Origin of the sequence: Chryseobacterium sp. CH21 (assembly GCF_004119445.1) — a bacterium.
Lineage (GTDB): Bacteria > Bacteroidota > Bacteroidia > Flavobacteriales > Weeksellaceae > Chryseobacterium.
In genome coordinates this window covers 45,155-66,569 of sequence record NZ_QICI01000050.1, presented here as the reverse complement: position 1 = coordinate 66,569, position 21,415 = coordinate 45,155, and the positions used below count along the sequence as shown (strand labels likewise).

At 36.5% G+C, this 21,415-nt stretch carries 20 protein-coding genes; 6 read left to right on the top strand and 14 right to left on the bottom strand.

Features of this window, described 5'->3' with window-relative positions; genetic code table 11:
* Positions 1-23: 23 nt before the first annotated feature.
* Genes BOQ62_RS10215 through BOQ62_RS10205 form a run of 3 tightly spaced genes read left to right on the top strand, consistent with a single transcriptional unit; the run spans position 24 to position 4,264 of the window.
* Positions 24-2,372: a carboxypeptidase regulatory-like domain-containing protein gene (locus tag BOQ62_RS10215; protein ID WP_129039198.1), complete on the top strand. Its 2,349-nt coding sequence runs from the start codon at positions 24-26 to the stop codon at positions 2,370-2,372.
* Complete coding sequence (locus tag BOQ62_RS10210; protein ID WP_129039196.1) at positions 2,360-2,812, top strand: outer membrane beta-barrel protein; 453 nt, start codon at positions 2,360-2,362, stop codon at positions 2,810-2,812. Before BOQ62_RS10215 ends, BOQ62_RS10210 begins: the two co-directional genes overlap by 13 nt.
* A gap of 42 nt (positions 2,813-2,854) precedes the next feature.
* Positions 2,855-4,264 carry a hypothetical protein gene (locus BOQ62_RS10205; protein WP_129039194.1) on the top strand — a complete coding sequence of 470 codons (1,410 nt, stop codon included), beginning with the start codon at positions 2,855-2,857 and terminating at the stop codon, positions 4,262-4,264.
* Between the two features lie 527 nt (positions 4,265-4,791).
* Here the strand turns inward: BOQ62_RS10205 and BOQ62_RS10200 are convergent.
* The 8 genes from BOQ62_RS10200 to BOQ62_RS23135 all read right to left on the bottom strand — a co-directional run bounded on the left by BOQ62_RS10200 (position 4,792) and on the right by BOQ62_RS23135 (position 14,110).
* Positions 4,792-6,030 (bottom strand): amidohydrolase, encoded by a 1,239-nt coding sequence (locus BOQ62_RS10200; protein ID WP_129039192.1) that lies wholly within the window; start codon positions 6,028-6,030, stop codon positions 4,792-4,794.
* A 79-nt stretch (positions 6,031-6,109) separates the two neighbouring features.
* Positions 6,110-6,955, bottom strand: a complete 846-nt coding sequence (locus BOQ62_RS10195; RefSeq protein WP_129039190.1) for an AraC family transcriptional regulator — start codon at positions 6,953-6,955, stop codon at positions 6,110-6,112.
* A 237-nt stretch (positions 6,956-7,192) separates the two neighbouring features.
* Positions 7,193-8,527 carry an amidohydrolase gene (locus BOQ62_RS10190; RefSeq protein WP_129039188.1) on the bottom strand — a complete coding sequence of 445 codons (1,335 nt, stop codon included), beginning with the start codon at positions 8,525-8,527 and terminating at the stop codon, positions 7,193-7,195.
* 604 nt (positions 8,528-9,131) lie between these two features.
* Positions 9,132-10,421 (bottom strand): glutamate-1-semialdehyde 2,1-aminomutase, encoded by a 1,290-nt coding sequence (hemL, locus tag BOQ62_RS10185; RefSeq protein ID WP_129039186.1) that lies wholly within the window; start codon positions 10,419-10,421, stop codon positions 9,132-9,134.
* Positions 10,422-10,440: 19 nt separating this feature from the next.
* Positions 10,441-11,409, bottom strand: coding sequence for a hypothetical protein (locus BOQ62_RS10180; RefSeq protein ID WP_129039184.1), 969 nt, complete (start codon positions 11,407-11,409; stop codon positions 10,441-10,443).
* Between the two features lie 16 nt (positions 11,410-11,425).
* Positions 11,426-12,484: a glucosaminidase domain-containing protein gene (locus BOQ62_RS10175; protein WP_129039182.1), complete on the bottom strand. Its 1,059-nt coding sequence runs from the start codon at positions 12,482-12,484 to the stop codon at positions 11,426-11,428.
* Between the two features lie 66 nt (positions 12,485-12,550).
* Positions 12,551-13,459 (bottom strand): 1-aminocyclopropane-1-carboxylate deaminase/D-cysteine desulfhydrase, encoded by a 909-nt coding sequence (locus tag BOQ62_RS10170; RefSeq protein ID WP_129039180.1) that lies wholly within the window; start codon positions 13,457-13,459, stop codon positions 12,551-12,553.
* Positions 13,460-13,783: 324 nt separating this feature from the next.
* On the bottom strand, positions 13,784-14,110 hold the full coding sequence (locus BOQ62_RS23135; protein ID WP_129039178.1) for a hypothetical protein: 327 nt from the start codon (positions 14,108-14,110) through the stop codon (positions 13,784-13,786).
* Between the two features lie 40 nt (positions 14,111-14,150).
* Here BOQ62_RS23135 and BOQ62_RS10160 point away from each other — a divergent pair, with 40 nt between their 5' ends.
* The 3 genes from BOQ62_RS10160 (at position 14,151) to BOQ62_RS10150 (ending at position 17,183) form a co-directional block, all read left to right on the top strand.
* Positions 14,151-14,333 (top strand): DUF5522 domain-containing protein, encoded by a 183-nt coding sequence (locus BOQ62_RS10160; protein ID WP_047434227.1) that lies wholly within the window; start codon positions 14,151-14,153, stop codon positions 14,331-14,333.
* 1 nt (position 14,334) lies between these two features.
* On the top strand, positions 14,335-14,862 hold the full coding sequence (locus BOQ62_RS10155) for a DUF4136 domain-containing protein (RefSeq protein ID WP_089690099.1): 528 nt from the start codon (positions 14,335-14,337) through the stop codon (positions 14,860-14,862).
* Between the two features lie 530 nt (positions 14,863-15,392).
* Positions 15,393-17,183, top strand: a complete 1,791-nt coding sequence (locus BOQ62_RS10150; RefSeq protein WP_129039176.1) for an endonuclease — start codon at positions 15,393-15,395, stop codon at positions 17,181-17,183.
* A gap of 200 nt (positions 17,184-17,383) precedes the next feature.
* Here BOQ62_RS10150 and BOQ62_RS10145 read toward each other — a convergent pair whose 3' ends face one another.
* The 6 genes from BOQ62_RS10145 to BOQ62_RS10120 all read right to left on the bottom strand — a co-directional run bounded on the left by BOQ62_RS10145 (position 17,384) and on the right by BOQ62_RS10120 (position 21,415).
* On the bottom strand, positions 17,384-18,094 hold the full coding sequence (locus BOQ62_RS10145) for a hypothetical protein (RefSeq protein WP_129039174.1): 711 nt from the start codon (positions 18,092-18,094) through the stop codon (positions 17,384-17,386).
* A gap of 105 nt (positions 18,095-18,199) precedes the next feature.
* Positions 18,200-18,853, bottom strand: a complete 654-nt coding sequence (locus tag BOQ62_RS10140) for a hypothetical protein (RefSeq protein ID WP_129039172.1) — start codon at positions 18,851-18,853, stop codon at positions 18,200-18,202.
* Between the two features lie 90 nt (positions 18,854-18,943).
* A complete protein-coding gene (locus BOQ62_RS10135) occupies positions 18,944-19,252 on the bottom strand; it encodes a hypothetical protein (RefSeq protein WP_129039170.1) in 309 nt (102 codons plus the stop codon).
* The gene (locus BOQ62_RS10130) at positions 19,233-19,793 is read right to left on the bottom strand and encodes a LemA family protein (protein WP_129039168.1); all 561 of its coding nucleotides are present in this window, start codon (positions 19,791-19,793) and stop codon (positions 19,233-19,235) included. Before BOQ62_RS10130 ends, BOQ62_RS10135 begins: the two co-directional genes overlap by 20 nt.
* Positions 19,793-20,575, bottom strand: coding sequence for a hypothetical protein (locus tag BOQ62_RS10125; protein WP_129039166.1), 783 nt, complete (start codon positions 20,573-20,575; stop codon positions 19,793-19,795). The genes BOQ62_RS10130 and BOQ62_RS10125 overlap by 1 nt, the downstream gene beginning before the upstream one ends.
* A gap of 69 nt (positions 20,576-20,644) precedes the next feature.
* Positions 20,645-21,415 carry a hypothetical protein gene (locus BOQ62_RS10120; RefSeq protein WP_129039164.1) on the bottom strand — a complete coding sequence of 257 codons (771 nt, stop codon included), beginning with the start codon at positions 21,413-21,415 and terminating at the stop codon, positions 20,645-20,647.

Sequence of the window (21,415 nt, the reverse complement as noted above, 5' to 3'; positions counted from 1 at the left end):
GAAAAAGAAGTAAAAGAAGTAAAATGAAAAAACAACTCCACAAGAGCATTATGCTACTTGCCTTGTTTTCTGCTGGCTATGCTTTTGCACAAAGCCAAATTTTGGAAGGTAGGGTATTGGACGAGAAAGATAACACTCCTATAGAAGGGGTAAAAGTAAAAGTAAATGGGCAGGAGGTAACTACTGACATTTCCGGATACTACTCTATCAACCTTTCCCCTGGTACCAATTACGTTGTAACGGTAAGCTCCAATGGGTATAACAGAAAAGAGATCAGCGAGGTTATCATCAAAAACGAAGGTAATACTCATCTTGATATCGTAATGGACAAGCCATCTACTAAAGAAAAAGAAATTGAGGGAGTTGTCATAAAATCAAACGCAAGAAAAGAAACCATAGCCTCTACGATCGGTTTACAAAAGAACGCTGGTGTAGTTTCTCAGGTGATTGGTGTTGAAGCTATTAAAAGAAGTCCGGACAGAAACACGGGTGAAGTTCTGAAAAGAGTTTCCGGAGTGAGTTTATCTGAAGGAAAATATATCGTAGTAAGAGGTTTATCAGACCGTTACAACCAAGCGATGTTAAATGGTATTCAGTTATCCAGTACGGAGCCTGACAGAAAGACTTTCTCTTTCGACCTTTTCCCTGCTAACGTTATCGAAACGCTTGTTATCAACAAAACTTTCATTCCTGAATATACCGGAGAATGGGGAGGGGCTTTGATTCAGGTAAATACTAAGGATATTCCTAATAAGAATTTCTTCAATGTACAAGTGGGTGTAGGAGGAAATACAGCTACTATGGGACAGGAGTTCCATATGCAGAAAGGCGGAAAATGGGACTTTTTAGGAATTGATGACGGTTACAGAAAGCTTCCTACCAATATGCCTGCGAAAAATGCTTTCAGTATTCTGACTGAAGCTCAGAAAACAGAGATTGGTAAAGGATATACAAAGAATTTGGGATACAACAGTATCGGTTATCCTGAAAACATCAGTTTACAGTTAGACGGTGGATTTAATACCAAAGTATTCGGAAAAGATTTAGGGGTAATTGCAGTTTTAAACTACAGTAACAACAAAAGAAGAACTGAGTCTACCAACCGTTTCTTTACCATCAACGACCAGCTTGCAGATACTAACTTCGATTACTATACAGAAAAATACAGCAATGATATTATTTTAGGAGGAATGTTGAACTTAGCTTTAAAGCTGAACAGCAACAATAAAATTTCCCTAAAGAATATCATCACGAATAATACAGTGAACCACATGTCCTTCAGAACAGGAAAGGACTTTGAATTTGATCCGATCAACGGAACAAACATTATGGCAAGGGAAATCGGATTTAAAGAAACTACTTTCTATAACTCTACCCTTACCGGTAACCATAAAATTGATGTTCTTGGCGGACTTACCGTAAACTGGTACGGAAGCTTCGGAATCCTTGATCAGTATATTCCTTTATTGCAGCGTTTGCAGTATAACCAATATACCAACATGACAGGAAGTCCTTATTTAGCATTGATTTCTAATGGTCTTTCTCAAAAATCAGGAAGTGTATTCTACTCTACTTTAAGTGATTATCTATACAATGCAGGAGGTGATATCTCCAAGACATTTACCATGTTTGGTCAAAAACAAACGATCAAAGGAGGTTATTTATTCCAGGTAAAAGACAGAATATACAACTCAAGACCTTTCTCAGTAAGACTTGAAAATTTCAACCAGGGATTACTTTCCCAGCCTTTTGAAACTATTTTCAATCCTGAAAATTTCGGAGGTAATGGTGGATTTACATTTGATGAAATTGCAGGAAACCAGTACAGATATATTGCCAACACCATCCTTAACGCAGGATATTTACAGTTTGACAATAACTTTACACCATGGTTAAGAGCTGTTTGGGGATTAAGAGTTGAAAACTTTGACCAATTGGTAGGAAGCACGAAGAAAAGTGATGACCGTTTTGTCAATACCCGTGTTACAGACTTTTTACCAGCCGTTAACTTGACATTCAAGGTAAATCCTAAAATGAATATCCGTGTTGCCGGTTCACAAACTGTTGTAAGACCAGAATTCAGAGAGGTTTCTCCTTTAGCATATTATGATTTTGACCTTGGAGCTACGGTAATCGGTAATAAATCTATTGAAAGAACTAAAATCACGAGTGCCGATGTTCGTTGGGAATATTACCCAAGAAACGGAGAAATTATATCCGTGGCAGGTTTCTATAAAAACTTTAAAAAACCTATCGAATTATACTTCAACCAGTCTGGGGTAGGAACCAGTAATACCTTCAACTACCTTAACGTAGATAAAGCTGATGCTTACGGGGTAGAATTTGAAGTAAGAAAAAACTGGATTTTGTAAGTGCTCTTAAAAACTTTACGCTGGGTGGAAACGTTGCTTTAATTAAAAACAAAGTAACAGACGAGGCTACTAAGATTGACAGACCAATGCAGGGACAATCTCCATACACTGTTAACGTAAGCCTACAGTATGATACTGAAAAATCAGGATGGTCTTCTACAGTATTATTCAACATGATTGGAAGAAGAATCCTTTATGTAGGAAACGATCAGGTACCACCCATCTGGGAAGCACCAAGACCTCTTCTTGACTTCCAGGTTGCTAAAAAGATCTGGAGCAACAAAGGAGAGATCAAGCTGAATGTTTCAGATATTCTGAACCGTCGTGCTAAGTTCTACCATGACCTGAACGACAACGGTAAATATGACAGCAAAGATGCTCTTGCTATTGAAAGACTTTCAGGAACCAATATCAGTTTAACACTGGGATACAATTTTTAATTCACTCAAAATAATCTAATAAATAATTTAATTCTTTATAACATGAAAAAGTTCGTTTTATATTCTTTAATGCTTGGCGCTCTAGTATCAACTACCGCATGTAGAAATATAGAAGAAGATGGACCTACCATTATTCAAAATGGAGGTAACGGAAACGGAGATACTGAAAACCTTATTCTTTCAGGAAAAATCACTTCCAGCCTTACGCTTAAAGCCAATAAAATCTATAAGCTAAGAGGACTAGTATACGTAACTAACGGAGCTACTTTAACTATCGAGCCAGGTACAAAGATTGTAGGTGAAGCTGATAAAAACGGAGCTTTGATCATTACAAAAGGAAGTAAAATCATGGCAGAAGGTACTGCTGCTAACCCAATTATCTTCACTTCTGAAAAACCAAGTCCTAAAAGAGGAGACTGGGCAGGTGTAGTAATCTTAGGAAATGCTCCTACTAATGCTTCTTTCGGTGGAGCAAACGGAGTTGGAGAGATTGAAGGAGGTATCAACAACTCTGAAGGTCTTGGACTTTACGGTGGAAACAATGCTGCTGACAACAGTGGTGTATTAAAATATGTAAGAATAGAATATGCAGGATATGCATTCTTACCGGATAAAGAGATCAACGGACTTACATTCGGTGGTGTAGGTAGCGGAACTACTGTAGATTATGTAGAAGTTGCTTATGCTAATGATGACAGTTTTGAATGGTTCGGAGGAACAGTAAACTGTTCTCACCTTATTTCTTACAAAGGTCTTGATGATGATTTCGATACAGATAACGGTTTCTCAGGAAATGTACAGTTTGGTATTGCAGTAAGAGATTCTCAGGTTGCTGACGTTTCAGGTTCTAACGCATTTGAATCTGATAATGATGCTAACGGTTCTACTTTGACACCTCAGACATCCGCTACATTCTCTAACATGACGATCATCGGGCCAATCAACTCTGCGGCTCCGGGATCAATCAACGCATTATTCCAGAATGCATTACAGATCAGAAGAAACTCTTCTATCTCTGTATTCAACTCTGTATTCACAGGATTCCCTGTAGGTTTATTCATTGATGCTACGAAAGGAGCTCCAACGGATAACAATATTGTAGGGAATAAATTATTCTTTGAAAACAACGTTTTAGCAGGAAATACAACTCCTTTAAAATTCGGGCCATCTACATCTACTCCTACAACTTATACATTAAACGATCTTACAACTTGGTTTAATGCGAAAGGAAATACAATCCTTGCTTCTACTGCTGATGTAAAACTTGCTGGTGCATGGGCTCCTGCAGGAACTACACCAAACTTCACTCCTTCAGCAGGTTCTCCATTATTAACTGGAGGAGCATTTACGAATCCTAAATTAGCGACTTGGTTTACACAGGTTACTTACAAAGGTGCTGTAAAGGATGCCAACGATACTTGGTATGCAGGATGGACAAACTTCAACCTATAATATATAGTACTTAGATTTAATTTCAAATAGAAGGCCTTCGGAAGTATTTTCCGGGGGCTTTTTTTAATGGTTATTATTGAATATGGCTGTTATCTCCCGAAATTAATATTAAGCGATGTTCACATTGTGAAAATTAAAAACTGTAATTTGAACCACTATTTCTTTTGTTCGACCACAGATTTTCACAGATTAGCACGGATTTTTTAATAGATTTCGGCTAAAGCCGGAGGAATTTTTATTAGGTTTAAACGGGCTCCCTTCGACTATGCTCAGGATAATAGCCCGTTCCTATTGAATATAAGAAATCATAAAATTGATATTATAGTATCACAAATTCCCAAATCACGTATCTCGAAACCCGAATCCCCAATCAAAAAATAAACACCCAGATCACGAATCTCGAAACCTCGAATCCCGTACCCCGAAACCTCATCATTCATCATTCATCATTCAAAAAAAAAGCCACCTGAAAAACATCAGATGGCGATTACAAAAAACAAGTGTATAAAAAATATATATACTTCAAATTAATTTCTCCAAAATAAGTTCCCGTGATTCATCAGGGCTTTTATTTCAGACATTCTGGAAACAGCTTCTGCGGAACATGAAGCGTCTGTCAGAACAATAGCAGCTTCATCACCAGCTTTAGGCCACTGCTGTTTTCCTTTTTCATCCAAAGGGATAATACTTTGAGTGGCGAACTGTAAAGCTCTTGACAATGCATATTCTGTGACATACCCGTACAATTCTGCAATCAGATTGGCTTTCTGCAGCATACTTCCGGATCCGAAAGTACTCCAGTAATCCTGCACATTATCATTTCCGATTAGTACATTCACTCCGTATTTTTTCAGGGTTGGAATGGGCATTACCTTTCCTTTAAAAGGTACAGAAGAAGCGATTCCTACTTTTCCTGCTGCCAGTCTTTCTGCAATCTGCTCTGTTTCTTTAGGAGAAAGATGAGCTAAAGCAAATGCATGGCTTACAAATGTTTTTCCCTGAAGTGTCGGATTTTCGATTGCTTTATCAATCAGATAATTGATAGTTTTCATTCCGGAATCTCCTGTTTCATGCAGGTGGATATCAATTCCTTTATTGTGATCTAAGGCCAGCTGAACCGTAAAATCCATTACTTTTTCAATACTTCCGTCAATATTTAATGGATCCAGCCCACCAATAAATCCTACACTTTTCAATTGGGCTGCTTCTTTCATCAAAGGAGCCGATTCTGTGTAATATACTCCATGCTGTGGAAAAGCAACCAGTTCGGCTTTAAAAGAATCTTTTTTATTTTCAAGAGCCTGTTCAAGATGCTCCAATGATTTTAATCCTGATGTAGGATCAATATTAAAATGGGTTCTCGCAAAATGAGTTCCGTAATGCTGCTGCAGGCTGATCAACTGCTCCGCCCTGCTTACAGAAGTTTTCAGCAGTTCCGGGATGATTTCCTGTTCATAAGCAATCATATCTTTCACCGTTCTTCTTTTCGGAGAAAGTGCCTGCCATGTAAGGCCATATAATGTTTTATCCAGGTGGATGTGCATATCTCTGAAAGCCGGAAGCATCAGATATCCTTTAGCATCTATCGCTTTGGAAGCAGGATCATTGGCTTTGACTGTTTTTATTTTTCCGTCTTCAATTTCAATACTGAAAAGATCAGTTTTTGTTCCGATAACCTCTTCATTTTCGTATTCAAAACCTGTTTCCAGGCGGACATTTTTAAGGGAATATGCTCCTTTTGCAGTTAATTGATAGGGAAATTGCATGATTTTAAATTTAACAATACAAAATTAACCCGGCTTTATGGTAAAACCGGTGTATCAATCATGTCTTGTTTTGTACAGATTATTCTTTGAACTGGGAAGGTGTCATTCCCGTCTGGGCTTTAAAAAATTTTGAAAAGCTGGCATGATCATAGAATCCGAGATCATATACGATATCTTTTACAGACATTTCGGAAACTTTCAACAGCCTTTTGGCTTCCAGTAAAATACGGTCCTGAATAAGAGATGAAGCTGAAGCATTGAGGCTTTTCTTGCAGACAATATTCAGATAATTGGCGGAAATATTCAGTTTATCGGCATAAAAAGAAACGGATCTTTCTGTTTTGAAATGTTCGTCTATGAGATGCAGGAATTTCGAAATAATAGGATTCGAATTATAAATTTCAAAATCTTTGAAAGCGCCTTCTACAGATTTACTTACCAGCAAACCAATCAATTCACTTCTTTTCTGAATCAATTCCCAAAATATCTTTTCATTGTTCAGCTCTTTTCTGATTTCCTGAAATTCATAGCGAAAAGTTTCAAAAATTTCTTTGGAAAGATTGATCACGGGATGATTTTGATAATAAGATGCAGAAAACCTTAACGACGGCAGAAAACTTTCAAACCAATCTCTGCTGATCATCAGCTGATAGCCGATAGTTTCTTTTTCAATCACCCATTGGTGCACCTGGTCTGGAAAAACAAGGTGAATCTGATAGTCTTTCACCTGATATTCTATAAAATCTATGGTATGAGAGCCAGCTCCATGCTCAAAAAGATTGATAATAAAAAAATCATGTTTGTGAGGAACATCAATGGAACGTGCTCCGGAAAGATCATTGAACAGCAAATTACAGCCGTTTAACTGGTTTTCGCTAAATTCCTGAATTCCTAAAATAGGAAAATGATCTGTATGGTAAGCCACTCTGCCTGATTTTCTCCTAAAATTACTAAAATTTGTAAGAGAAAAACTAAAATAACCACAAAAGGAACAAAAGTTTTATCTCAACCACTCTATCTTCTGCTTCTATCTGCATTCTGTGGCTGTCTCCGAAAATCTTAATAAATTCTCAGGTTTTCCCCCGTAAAACTTTTACCCCCTTTGCGGTTACAAAAAACACAACTAAAATATATAAATTTATTTATCACTTTATATGCTTGATTAAAAAACAATGTTTCCATCATGTACCAATGATTCTACGTCTGAAATTCTTGATACTGCTTCTGCTGAACAGCTTGCATTCATCAATACAAAATCTGCTTTATCCCCGGATTTTGGCCATTGTTGAGTACCTTTATCATCTAACGGCAGCACATTTCCTGTTGCCAATTTTAAACTTCTTGACAATAAAAACTCTGTTGAATATCCATACAATTGGGCCATTAAGTTGGCTTTCTGAAGGACGCTTCCTGTTCCAAAAGTATTCCAGTGATCAACAATACTGTCATTTCCGGTGAGTACAGTTACATTATGTTTATAAAGAGTGGGAATAGGCATAATCAGTCTGCCGAAAGGGATTGTGGAGACAATTCCGATCTGTGCTTCACCCAGTTTCTCAGCGATCTCCTCCTGTTTCGCAACTTCTAATTTTCCGAGTACAAAACAGTGGCTTACGTAAGTTTTTCCTTTAAGTGTAGGATTTTCATTTACTTTTTTAATCAGATATTCTACCGTTTTTAATCCGGAATCTCCGGTTTCATGTAAGTGAATATCTATTCCTTTTTTATTATCTAAAGCAAGCTGAACCGTAAAATCCACCACTTTTTCAATGTCTCCATCTACGTTGAACGGATCTACTCCACCGATGAAATCAATATCCATCTTCGCTGCTTCTTTCAGATACGATACAGAATCTGTATAGAATACTCCATGCTGTGGAAAGGCAACCAATTCCGCTCCAAAGGTTTTCTTTTTATTTTCTAAAGCTTTCTGCAGGTTTTTTAATGACTGAAGTTTTGAAGTGGGTTCAATATTCACGTGGCTTCTAGCGTAGGAAGTTCCTTTTGATTGCAACAGCTCGATCAGTTTTTCAGCTTTGAAGGTTGAGTTCTTCAGCATTTCAGGAAGCATTTTCTGCTCCAGCTCTATCATTCCTTTGACACCTCCGGTCCTTTTTCGGACAGCCTGCCACTTATCTCCATAAAATGTTTTATCAAGATGAATATGCATATCTTTAAAGGCAGGAAGCATTAATAATCCTTTTGCGTCTACAGCTTTTGCATTCGGTTGATTGGCTGCAATCTTTGTAATTTTTCCGTTTTCAACTTCCACATAAAACAGATCAGTTTTGGTAGAGGCAACTTCCCCATCCTGATATTCAAAACCTGTTTCCAGGCGAACATTTTTAAGGTTCATTTTTCCTTTTGCGGAAGTATTATCTTTATCAAACAAAGGAGATGCATTCATCATATTAGGTATTAAAGTAAGTCCTGCTACAGCCAAAGCTGAATGTCGGATAAAGTCTTTACGTGAGATGTCATTGCCTGAGGTCTTCATTTCCAATCTATTTAATACAAAATTAAAAAGAAGTGCTCTGACCGAGGTGTATGGTTTATTACAAAATCTGTATGATTTATGCTTTGTGCTGATTATTTGGGAGAATAATTCATCATTTCCGTAAATTACCTTTTCTATACTATAATAAAGAAAATATCCACAACGTTTGTCATTCCGCAGGAACCCAGATTATGCTGTTTTATGCTACTGAGACTCCTACGGAGTGACAAAAAGACTGCCTTACTTTACGTACAAACTGTAACTGACAATTACAACTGGTATAAAAATGATACACACAGTTTGTCATACCTTAGGAATCAAGATGATGCTGTATTTATATGTCGCTGAGACTCCTATGGAGTGACAAAGGCAAAGGGACAACCTTTACTTTTTGTATAAAACTAAGACTAGCAATTACGACTTGTATAAAAATAATACACATAGTTTATCATTCCGTATGAATCTGGATGATGATGCTTTTACGTTGCCGAGACTCCTACGGAGTGACAACAAACATTGCGTGGAACATTTTGTAATCTCAACTATTGGAATCAATTTCTTTTGCATAAAAAAACCGGATTTAAAAATCCGGTTTCATTTATTACTATTTATTTGAATATTCAAATTTTCTTACAGCTTCCAGTGTTCTATCAATCTCTTTATCTTTGATGGCATCACTGATGAAGTATGTTTCATAGCCACTTGGTGGAAGATATACTCCGTTCTGCAACATTTGATGGAAGAAATTATTAAACAATGAATGATTTGCTTCCTGTGCTTCATCAAAGTTGGAAACACTTTTGATATGGAAAAATACGGACATCATAGAACCTTTTCTGTTGATTCTGTGAGCGATTCCTTTTTCGTTCAGAATTTTTCCGATTTCAAAATCTAATGTTTCTGTTGTCTTCTCTAATCTGCTGAAAAATTCAGGATCATTTTTAATAAGCTGAAGTGTTTTTAATCCGGCTCTCATCGCTAAAGGATTTCCACTTAATGTTCCAGCCTGGTAAACACCGCCTTTTGGTGCCAGATGGTCCATAATTTCATTTCTTCCTGCGAAAGCTCCTACCGGAAGACCTCCTCCGATTACTTTTCCATAAGTCACTAAGTCTGCTTTCACATTGAAAAGCTCCTGAGCACCTCCGAACGCCAATCTGAAACCGGTCATTACTTCATCAAAAATTAATAAAGCTCCATTTTCATTACAAATTTTTCTCAGCTTTTGCAAGAAATCATTTTCAGGCAGTACGCACCCCATATTTCCTGCTACAGGCTCTATAATTACGGCTGCAATTTCTCCCTGGTTGTGACGGAATAAATCCTCAACCTGTTCAAAATCGTTATAACGGGCTAACAAAGTATCTTTTGCTGTTCCGGCAGTTACACCTGGTGAATTGGGATTTCCGAATGTTGCAGCACCACTTCCCGCTTTGATCAGGAATGAATCCGAATGCCCATGATAGCAGCCTTCAAATTTTACAATCTTATCTCTTCCTGTATATCCTCTTGCCAGTCTAATGGCGCTCATACATGCTTCTGTTCCTGAAGAAACCATTCTGATCTGGTCAATATTCGGGACATTTTCTATGATGAATTTTGCAATTTCTGTTTCCAGTTCTGTAGGGGCTCCGAAAGAGAATCCTTTCTCTGCCTGTATTTTCAGTTCTTCCAATACTTCAGGATGAGTATGTCCTAAAATAGCAGGCCCCCAAGAGTTGATATAATCGATGTAAGTATTATCATCTGCATCGGTAAGGTAAGCTCCTTTTGCCGATTTCATGAAAACGGGCACTCCTCCTACGGATTTGAATGCTCTTACCGGAGAGTTTACGCCTCCCGGAATGTATTTGTAGGCTTCATCAAATAAAGCCGAACTTCTTTGATACTTCATTTTTCTTTTATTTTATTATTTACCCCTCAAAGTAAAGGGTTCCATCTTCTCCTGCATAATTTTTCTGCCCATTACTTATCATGTAATATATCTGAAAAGGATTGCCATTTTTCAAAACTATCATAGCTGGCTCAAATTTTCCGTATAAAACCTTATTATTGGGAAGAATCGTCTTAAAAATCACATTATTTCTGTTATTCGAATCAGGTTCTGAAAGAACAACTAAATGGCTGTCATCTATCAGATTGATTGTTTCATATCGTATAGGATAAACCTCCCGCAAGTTTTCATCTGCTAACCCCAAAAAACCTGAAACGTTGGTTGTCAAAATATAAGGTTTATCTTTATAAAACTTCCATCCTACGTATGCTATATCCTGTGTATTGAGAAATATTTTCTTCAGTTTAGGGACATACATCCCGACATAGGTATTTCCGTCCATGATCTCCAGAAAATCAGCTTTGTAATTCCATTGATAATCATCATTATCATATGGCTCCAGCATATCCAGATCGTCATCATCAAGATTTTGCCTGCTTAATGTCAATTTTGCGTTATTTCTGTTAAGCGGACTATAATTTTCCCAGCCACTGTCTCTTACAGGATAACTTTCTTGCTTAATATATTTGTCAAGACGCATTTTGGTCTTGATGGAATAGTAATAATAATCCCATCCATCAAAAACCAGATATTTATCTCTTTCTACAGATATAGGTGTATTGGAAATAAATGGCATGATGATAACAGCATTTCGATCTACAATTCCAAATCTTCCATTTTGTTCTGCATGAAATCCTCCTATGGATTCATCATAGCTGCTTATACTACTATATTGCGGCTGTACAGCTATAAATTTATTAACATCACACAATCCCCACAACTTTCCTTTTCTGTAAGGAATATAATTTTGATCCTGTGAAAATATTGTACACGACATGAATATCAGAAATATCGACAGATATTTAGATTTCACATTTAATATTCTCATGGCTTTGGAATCGTTATTAGTTTCGTGGTTTTTTGTCTATTAAATAAATCAGCTGTCCTGCAGAAGGCTGCTGTCCTTCATCCATTCTGTTTTTAGCATATAATTTATTTAATTTGATTCCGAATTTCTGTGCAATATCATGCATATCTTCTCCAGACAACGCTTTATAGGTAGCTGTATTTCCTGTAGAATTTTTTGATTCAAGGAAAACGATGTCATTTTTCTTCAACGTTTCATTTTCCAGTTCATTCCATTTCATCAGTCTGCTCTCGCTTACTTTGAATTTATTGGCAATGAATTTCACATCGGTATCTTCAGGAATGACGATATATTTCAGCCCGTCGTTAGGGTGGCTTTTGATAAGAATAGAATTCAGAATTTCAGCTTTCGTTTTGATTCTCTCTACTCTTTTTTGCTGTTGTGCATAAGAAGTCTGTTTGTAAGGAACTTCTACCGTAACCGGTTCTTTAACTTTTCTGGTGGCTTTTGAAGGCTCCAGTTGTGCCATGAAAGTTCTGTCGTCTTTCAGATCCGGGTACATCTTAAGAACAGCATACAATACTTCGTTTGAATTGGTATTGTCGTATTCGTATAATTTATACTTTTCAATTTTGGTGATCAGAATAGAAGCATAGCGTGGATTGGTAGCATAACCTGCTTTTTTTAATCCGTAAGCCCATGCTTTGTAATCTTTCATATCCAATTTGAAAAGGTTTGCGTAATATTTTCTTGTGGATAAAAATATAGAATGGTCTTCATAAGACTGTCTTGGATCGTCATACACACGGAAACACTCATTGGGTGCATCATCGGTATGCTTCATTGTTCTACCGGTCCAGTCTTCTTTACATTTTATACCAAAGTGGTTTTTACCTTCCTGTGCCAATCTGCTTTGCCCGCCCCCGGTTTCTAATAATCCCTGGGCAAGGGTAATAGAAGCCGGAATTTTATATTTTTCCATTTCTTCTACGGCATATTTAGCAAATTTCTGAATATACTGATCTTCAGTTGCCCAAGTCTGGGCAGAAAATTTTGATAAAACTAAAAGGCTTATGGATAGGAAAAGTCTTTTCATCTTATAATTTTTATTGTTTTAAAATGAAAGATGGAACACCAGGTGTTTCATGTTTTTCAATTTTACTTATATAATTAAATTTCTATTCTGTTTTTCTAACAGTAAATTAGCTCCCTCCACTCCCTGTAATCCGCCAGTGTGAAAGCATAAAATCTTACTGTTTTCAGGAAAATAATCTTCATCTATCAATTCAAAAACCTTCTCCATCATTTTCCCTGTATAAATCGGTTCCAAAGGAATACTGTATCTCTCTTTGAAATCATTGATAAAACGGATGTTTCCATCACTTATTTTACCATAACCTCCAAAACATGAATCTATTAGATTAAAATTCTGTCTCAAAGTTAATTCAAAAATTTTATTCTCCAGTGAAGCATCGTTAACGGCCTTAAATCCTATAACTTTCTGATTCTCTTTACAAAATTTTGAAATCCCTGCAATGGTTCCTCCGGTTCCGACTGCGGTGCAAAGATAGTCAAAATCTTTTGTTTGTTCATTGAGCATCATTTTCACCCCTTCTACTGCCTCTTCATTGGTACCTCCTTCAGGAACCACCAATGCTGCCGGGAACTCCTGTTGAAGGAATTCTGTGAGTTTTTCTTTGTGGCGGTATTCTTCACGGGTGACAAATTTCAGGTTCATCCCGTTTCTTTTCGCAAAAAGTAGGGTTGGATTATCCAGCCATTTATTCGCAAGCTCTTCTCCTCTGATGATTCCCAGTGTTGGAATACCTGCCAGACTGCCTACAGCTGAAACTGCGGCAATGTGATTGGAAAAAGCGCCACCAAAAGTGATGATATAAGGATTATCAGGATTTTTTTCCAGATAGTGATTGACATTATAAAAGAGTTTCCAGTATTTATTCCCTGAAATTAACGGGTGAATCTGATCTTCCCTTTTAATGAAAAGTCTTACTTTTTTATGAATTGGAATTTTCTGGATGGAAACAGGTTCTGTGGGAAGTTTTAATAGCATTTCAGTTTTACGAATCAGGGTTTATTCTTTGCAAAAGTAACAAAAGATTTAGTGTTGTAAGGGTTTTCTTTTTTCCCACAGATAACGCAGATTTACACAGATGATTTTTAAATTTTTAGGCTTTTAAGTTTAGGCTAAAGCCAGATAAAACCTGTTTTTTATAAACCGGGCTTCCTTCGTGAACTGACGTTCGTAACCTGTCAGGTTATGCTATGGATTATAGCCCGCTCCTATTCAATATTGTAATCGTTAACCGAAATCCCAAACCCAAATCCAAACCTCGAATCCTGAAAACACGCAACTCATCACTCATTATTTATAATTTCAAAGATATTTCCTGAAATTCCAGAATTTTCTTTTTTTGAGATAATTCAAATTCCTTTCATTTGCGTAAGCTTCCCTTTCAAATGAGATTCTTCTATAAGCCAGATAACTGTCTTTGAGTTTAAAAAACCAGTAATAATATTCAATAACATAGAAAATATAGAAGAAAATAATGAGCATTTCCAGCTGTTGGCGCAAATGAATTTTTTCGTGATTGATCAATACATTATTTTCCTTATCTTCGGGTTTCCTAATGAAGATAAAGGGAAAAAGAGCAATGCCATTAATTTTTAATTTTTTTAAGGGCTTTTGGCATACAATTATCATACTAACAAATATAAAAAGTTTTTTGACTAGCATTTAACTTATGGCCCATTATGACATCAAAGAAGGTGAAGACTTCTACTATAATGAACAGGGGTACAAGGTTTTTACAGAAAAATTCCATCTAAAAAGAGGTTATTGCTGTAAAAGCGGCTGCAGACACTGTCCTTACGGGTACGATAAAAAGACTGATACATTCATTAAAAGTGATAAAAAAAATAAATAAAATGAAAAAATATATTTTTATTTTGTTGGCATCTGCTACTTTAGGTTTAACTTCTTGTAGCCCGTTTCAGGTACGTTCAGATTATGCTGAAACAGCCAATTTCAATTCTTTCAAAACTTATAAAATAAGAATTGATGATTTAAAACTGAATGATATTGATAAAGACAGAGTACTGAATGAACTGTCCAGACAACTTCAGAGCAAAGGACTTCAGTCTGGAGAAAATCCGGATCTGATTATCAACGTAAAAGCTAACCATAAAAAGGTTACCGATATCAATTCTTCTTCTCCTTACGGAATGTGGGGATGGGGCGGACCATTCGGATGGGGTGTTGGTATGAACAGAACGTGGACAACGAATTATAACGAAGGTGCTCTGATTGTAGATTTAATTGATGCAAAAACCAACAAATTGGTTTGGCAGGGTATCGGAAGCGGAATTTCTGTAGATTCTCCAAAAGCGAAACAGAGACAGATTCCTGAAATTATGGCTGAGATTATGAAGAATTATCCGCCACAAAGAAAATAAGATGTAAGTCATCCATTATATAAGCCGGTACTTTTGTACTGGCTTTTTTTATGTTTCTTTCCTGAGAATAGCAAGAACTTGTATGGCTGCTTTTATTTTTCCCACGGATTACGCAGATTTTCACAGATCTTTATTTTTGAGTTTTTTTAATTGAGAAATTAGGTTTTGGCTAAAGCCGGATGAATGGATTTATAATTTATAAAGTGGGCTTCCTTCGTCTACGCTCTGGATTATAGCCCACCCCTATTGAATTTATTTTAACCGCAGACAGCAAAGATTTGCACAGATCAGTTTTTTTGATTTTGATGGATAGCCCAGTCATATTGAATATAGAAAATATTGAGATTCAAAACCAAAACGCAAAAACTCTAAACCCAGATCTCAAACCCTGTAACCCGGAACCGAAACCTCATCCCCACAACCCTAAATTCACCACCTAAAGCTTCTTACATGCAATACATTTCAAAATTAACGATTCCGTAATTTTTTATTCACAAAAATGTGGTATTCTTGTTGAAACTTGTATTGATATGAAAAAAATCATCTTATTTTCTGTATTTGCGGGACTTGCCCACGCTCAGGCTCCTGCAGGATACTACAATTCTGCCAATGGGCTGAGTGGTGCGGCACTGAAAACTGCATTAAGCAGCATTATCACCAGCGGACATCAGGATAAAGGCTACAGCGGATTGTGGACCGCCTATAAAACTACTGATATTGATAAGGACTACGAAAATGACGGTTCTATTCTTGATATGTATTCTGAAAAGCCGAATGGTACTGATCCTTACAAATATACTCCGGGAACGAACCAGTGCGGCACCTATTCTACGGAAGGAAATTGCTATAACAGAGAGCACGTTGTTCCTCAAAGTCTTTTCAGTGAGGCTTCTCCAATGGTTGCGGATATTCATTTTATCAGAGCTACGGACGGAAAAGTAAACGGAATGAGAAGTAATTATCCTTACGGAAAGGTTGGAAGTGCTTCTTTCACTTCAATGAACGGATCAAAGCTTGGAACATCTGCTTCTTCTGGGTATTCGGGGACGGTTTTTGAGCCGATTGATGAGTTTAAAGGAGATGTTGCCCGTATGATTTTCTATTTTGTAACTCGCTATCAAAGCAAGCTTTCTTCTTTTTCATCAGGGAATATGCTGGGAAATTCTACTTTCCCGGGATTGCAGACATGGGAGTTGAATGTTCTGCTGGCATGGCACAATCAGGATCCGGTTTCTCAGGCTGAGATTAAGAGAAATAATGCTTCTTATACTTATCAGGGTAACAGAAATCCGTTTATTGACAATCCTAATTATGCGAATCAAATCTGGGGTTCTCAACAGCCGGCAAGCGATACTCAGGCACCTACTACAGCAACAGGTCTGAATATTTCAGGAAAAACTTCCAGCAGTATTTCTCTTGCATGGAACGCTTCTACGGATAATGTAGGGGTTACGGCTTACAATGTTTATATGAACGGAAGTCTGAAAACTACAGTTAGTTCAATTTCAGCAACCATTTCAGGATTAGCTCCTTCCACTACTTACAGCTTTTATGTTGTTTCAAAGGATGCAGCAGGAAATTCTTCGTCAAATAGTTCTACTGTTTCCGGGACAACCAATGCAGGAACAACTACTCCGACTACCAACTGTGTGAATGAAAGTTTTGAAACCATTCCGGCTTCCAGCGCTTCTTATGCAAGCAGAACATGGAGCAACGGTAGTATATCATGGACGGCAACGGATGCAAGAACTGATCAGACTTTAAATAATAAAGCAATTACAGTACGAAACGGTTCATTAACTTCAAGCAGTTCTGCTAATGGTATCGGATCTTTAACGGTAACTACACAGCTTAAATTTACAGGTTCTAATGATACTTTTGATGTAAAAGTAAATGGAACAACTGTAGGAACAATTCCTTACAGTGCTTCAGCAACAACTACAACCATCAATAATATCAATATTTCCGGAAATGTAACGGTAAGTCTTGTAAATAATTCAACCAGTAACAGAGTGGCTATTGATGACCTTACATGGACCTGCTATTCCGGTTCTTCAGCAAGAATGGCTCCAAGTACAGCTGCAGAAACAGCTTCAAATAGCTTTAAAATTTCTCCAAATCCTATTACGAATCAGGAGATCTTCGTAAAAGGAGATCTTCAAAAGGTAAAGAAGGCTGAAATTTATAATCTTCAGGGGAAAACTCTTCAGACGATAGATCAGCCTTTCCGAAATGGGAATTCTATTAAAACAAGAAATCTTGGTCAGGGAGTGTATATTTTAAAACTGGATCAGGTGACGATGCAGTTTATAGTGAAATAATTCGAATAGTCATTTGATATAAAAAAATGCCGGTCTTTTTAGGCTGGCATTTTTGTTTTTGAAACTCTTGCAGATTGAGTGGATTTTTTTGATGCAAATGCTTTATTTTTTTAACGTGTTATTTTAGGGAGCAAAGAGGAATCAGCAAGCTGATTGGATTAAGCGAATGTTTTATTTTTTTTGTTTGTTTTTATTTTAATTCAATGAATTTTATCCAAATCGGGATATCCTGATCCTTTTAAAAGGTCTTTCCATTCTTTATTTTTGAATACAAAGAGGTTGCAGCGGTATTCGTCTGGTCTGTTATCTATTTTGGTTTCGCAATAGTAATAGAGCATATCTTTATCTCTCCAGATCGCTACCTCCTGTCTGAGCTTGTTATGAGTCTGAATGATCTCATTGTCTTTCACTTCTGATTCAAATCCTTCACGGATGGTATCAAAGCTAGGTTTCTGTAATGTTTTGTTCAGGTTATCCAGGAGTGCTGTTTTTTCTTCCTGTGTATAAATATCAAGCTGATACATTCCCAATTGGTCTTCTTTTTCGTTGGCAAGAGGGCCTATTTCCTCGTCTACTTTTCCGAAGTGTAGAATTACTTTATTGGTATTTTTATCATTTTTCCCTTCTAGATCTATTCCGTTGAAGTGTAATAATTCTTTGGATGAAAAAGCCAGTTTTTCATTTCCAATCAAGGTAACATCATTGGTGCGTACAGCTTCTTTTGCTGTGGCTCCGGCAGATTTTAAAATTTCATTGATATTTTGTCCTACAGCAATTTTGGCAAGATTAAAGGGTTCTGTCTGTGTACTCCCCTTTGTTTCAAGCATCAATTCAGTATCTTTATTTTTCTGATCACCACATGAAACAACAGTAAAACAGATTATTGGCAGTATATATTTTAGTCTTTTCATAATGTTAGTGTTAGCATCAAGTTATTAATAATAGAACAGAAAAACATGGATTCAAGTATCTGGAAATGTTTTTTATTCGTTTTTTTCTAATTTAACTCCCTTTATTTACTTCATATACTTGTACCAAGGAGAAGCAGGAGGCGTGGGATATTTCAATCCAAAAACTGCGTTGTTACGGTAGGCATCTTTGGTTACAGAAATGTATTTATTTCTTATTTTCCCATCACCTTCAATGGAGATACTTAGTATAGAGTAATTTTTCCCGTCATCCCAAAAGAAAGAGGTAGGATATGTAAAGGAATTTTTCTCATTCTGATTCCATGAAACTTTTTCCGGAGAAAGTTTTTTAAGCTTTTCAAAAATCGGTTTTACCAGTTGGGTATCTACAGTTGCTTTGTCTGTGATAGAAGCAGTAGGGTTTCCATTCCTTTTTACTATTTTTTCTACGAAATCCAAAGAATATTTTTCAGCAGCATTGGTATCTACAGCGCCTACTTTTCCTTTGTATACTGTAATCCTTGTACCCATCGTATTATCTAATGGTATATTTCCATAGGTTATTCCTTTGTTTTCATCAGCATAATATTGAATGATCTCCGGTTTTGCTGCATCCTTCAGAAATAAATCTTTGTTTTCAAAATCATACTTTTTTGCATCATCACCCAAGGAAACTGATGAAAGATCAAATGATTTATTTCCACAACAGATATTGATCAATACAACAAAAACCAATATCAGCACTCTTGCTTTTTTCATCATGTTCAATGTTTTTTCAAAATTACTGATTTTCTTTTTCTTTAATTATTTTAGACCAATCGGTAAACATTTTGGTAATGGTATTGGCATTGATTAGGCTGAAAAAAACATTCCCACGAGTACCGTAAGCCAGCAATAGGCCAATTTCACTCCATTTTTATCAGTAATAAAGAAAAGGATGAATATGGTTAGAGTTCCTATTATAAATGTAAAAAGCAAAGTATACATCAATACATGAATGATATACATGTTGAATTTAAGCTTTCTGAAAATCCATCCTATTACTGCAATCGGAATAAACAACAAAAGCGGCAGAAACATCGCTCCGAAAATGGTTACTTCCGGATATTCAGCTATTTGACCTTCCAATCCGAAAAAGGTATTAAAACTGAACCCCGTCATACTGTTTTTCTGCGTTTGTAATTTCCAGTAACGTTTTGTCTTTATAGCCTAACATTTTTGCCAGTATCACATTGGGAAATTCATGAATTCCTATGTTATACAGGTTAACGCTGTCATTAAAAAATTCTCTTCTGTCTGCTATTTTGTTCTCCAGATCGGAAATTCTTTTCTGCAGTTCAAGGAAATTATTATTAGACTTCAGTTCGGGATAATTTTCTGAAACGGCAAAGAATGAAGAAAGTGCTTTTGAGGTTTCATTAGCAATCTCTGTTCTTTTATCGGCATCCGTACTGTTATTATAAAAAGTTCTAAGCTCTGTAAGGCGGGCAAGGAGCTTTTCTTCGTAGTTCATAAAGTGTTTGGCAACGGTGACAAGGTTAGGAATCTCATCTGCACGCTGTTTCAGCACGACATCAATATTTCCATAGGCTTTATCAACATTAAATTTAAGCATGATCAGCTTGTTATAAAGATTGATCAAAAAGCTGATGATAACTACTCCCAGCAGAATAAGTAATATGATTGCGACCGTCTGATTCATTATTGTGTAAGTATATAAATAATTATTAAAAGGATGATGGAACAGGTAAACATAAATGACCTCAGCAACGGCTGGTATTTATTCCAAACCGTGATTCCTGATGAGGAAGTAATCCCGAGGACTTTATAATGTTCATCTTTTCTTATGAAAGGTATTCCGTTTCTGGAATCAACATAGCCTACCAGCAGCATCTTCTGACCTTCTTTTAAAAGGGTTTCTTTGTACCTTTTACCACTATGACTGCTTATATTGGTTTCTTCTAATAAAACCAGCTCTATTCCCTCCGGCTCTACTTCTATGGTTCCTGTATCGTCTTTAACCTGAAAGATATTGCATTTCGTTTCCCGGTGGATGGTTCTGTAGCTTTCTTTGCCGTCTGAATCTCGATCAATATCCTCAATGGTATAATAATATCCTATGCAGGCTTCATTATTTACGGGTGAAAATAAAGGGTTCATCATCATTAATGTTCCTTCAATTTCTGCGAGCCCTTTTGCTACAGAATGGATCTTCGAGGTGGGAAGTGATGACTGCAGACGTAAAAAACGTTTGGCAGCATTTGGCTTCATTACTATGATAAAGATGAAAACGAAAAAAAGTAAAGGAAAAAAAACAATCGCTTTCTCTGCGTAGCTATCATAGTTATTGGCAATTTCATAAGCATATTCATGTAGTGGCATTTTTTCTTTGAAAATAATCCACAGAATAAAATAAATAAAGCCTGCAGCTATTATTCCTAAAATGCTATATACGATGTATGGTTTTTCCTTTTTAACTCCCATCTATTCTTTTCTAAAAACTGGTGATAATATCTGAATATTATTTCCAGTGTTTCTTTCTTTTAAAGATTGCTATATAATCTCAAACTCATCTTTCCCTTCCGGGATATAAAATGTTATGGGCAGAACTAATTCCTCTTCACTTTCCGGATTTTCCAGACGTAATGCAGACATCATATCTGTACATTTTAGTGCGGCCAGCTTTCCGTATGCTGAATATTCTACCAGAATATCATCCGGAAGGCTCTGTGCTTTGTATCCATTCTGCATATCCGAAATAATCCCCTGTATTCTCCCTTCTGCCTGACTTTTACTAAGATACATGGCTAAGGCATTATTATTTTCTCTTTTTTGATATTGTGTCATGAACGAACTGTAGTTGCCTCCATTGATCAGCTTTATAATTTCGTTATACTTTTTGATCAGTTTTTCTTTAACGTCGAACTTAACGTCTTTAAGGTTGATTCCGTTCTGCCATGCCTCCAGTTTATAGGGTACATCTGCTTCAAAGGTACTTGCATGTCCTATAAGAGGTATGTTTTTATCAGGTTTTTTGGTAAAATATTCATCAAACTGTTTTACAAAAGCGTATTCTCCGGAAGCCATATCATAGAGATTCACCCTGTATCTTATATAAGAATCTTCGTGTAGCTCCTGATGTCCATCCATGGGCAGTCCTTTCACTTCAATTGTTTGTTTGCCTCCTTCCAGAATAAGATGATTGATGGGAAAATCTGATCTCGTCTGTCCCTCAATACTCAATGAAATTAATTCCACATCATTAATTTTGATCTGAAATGAACACATTACCGCACTAAAATCTATTTCGTAATAAGGTTTCAT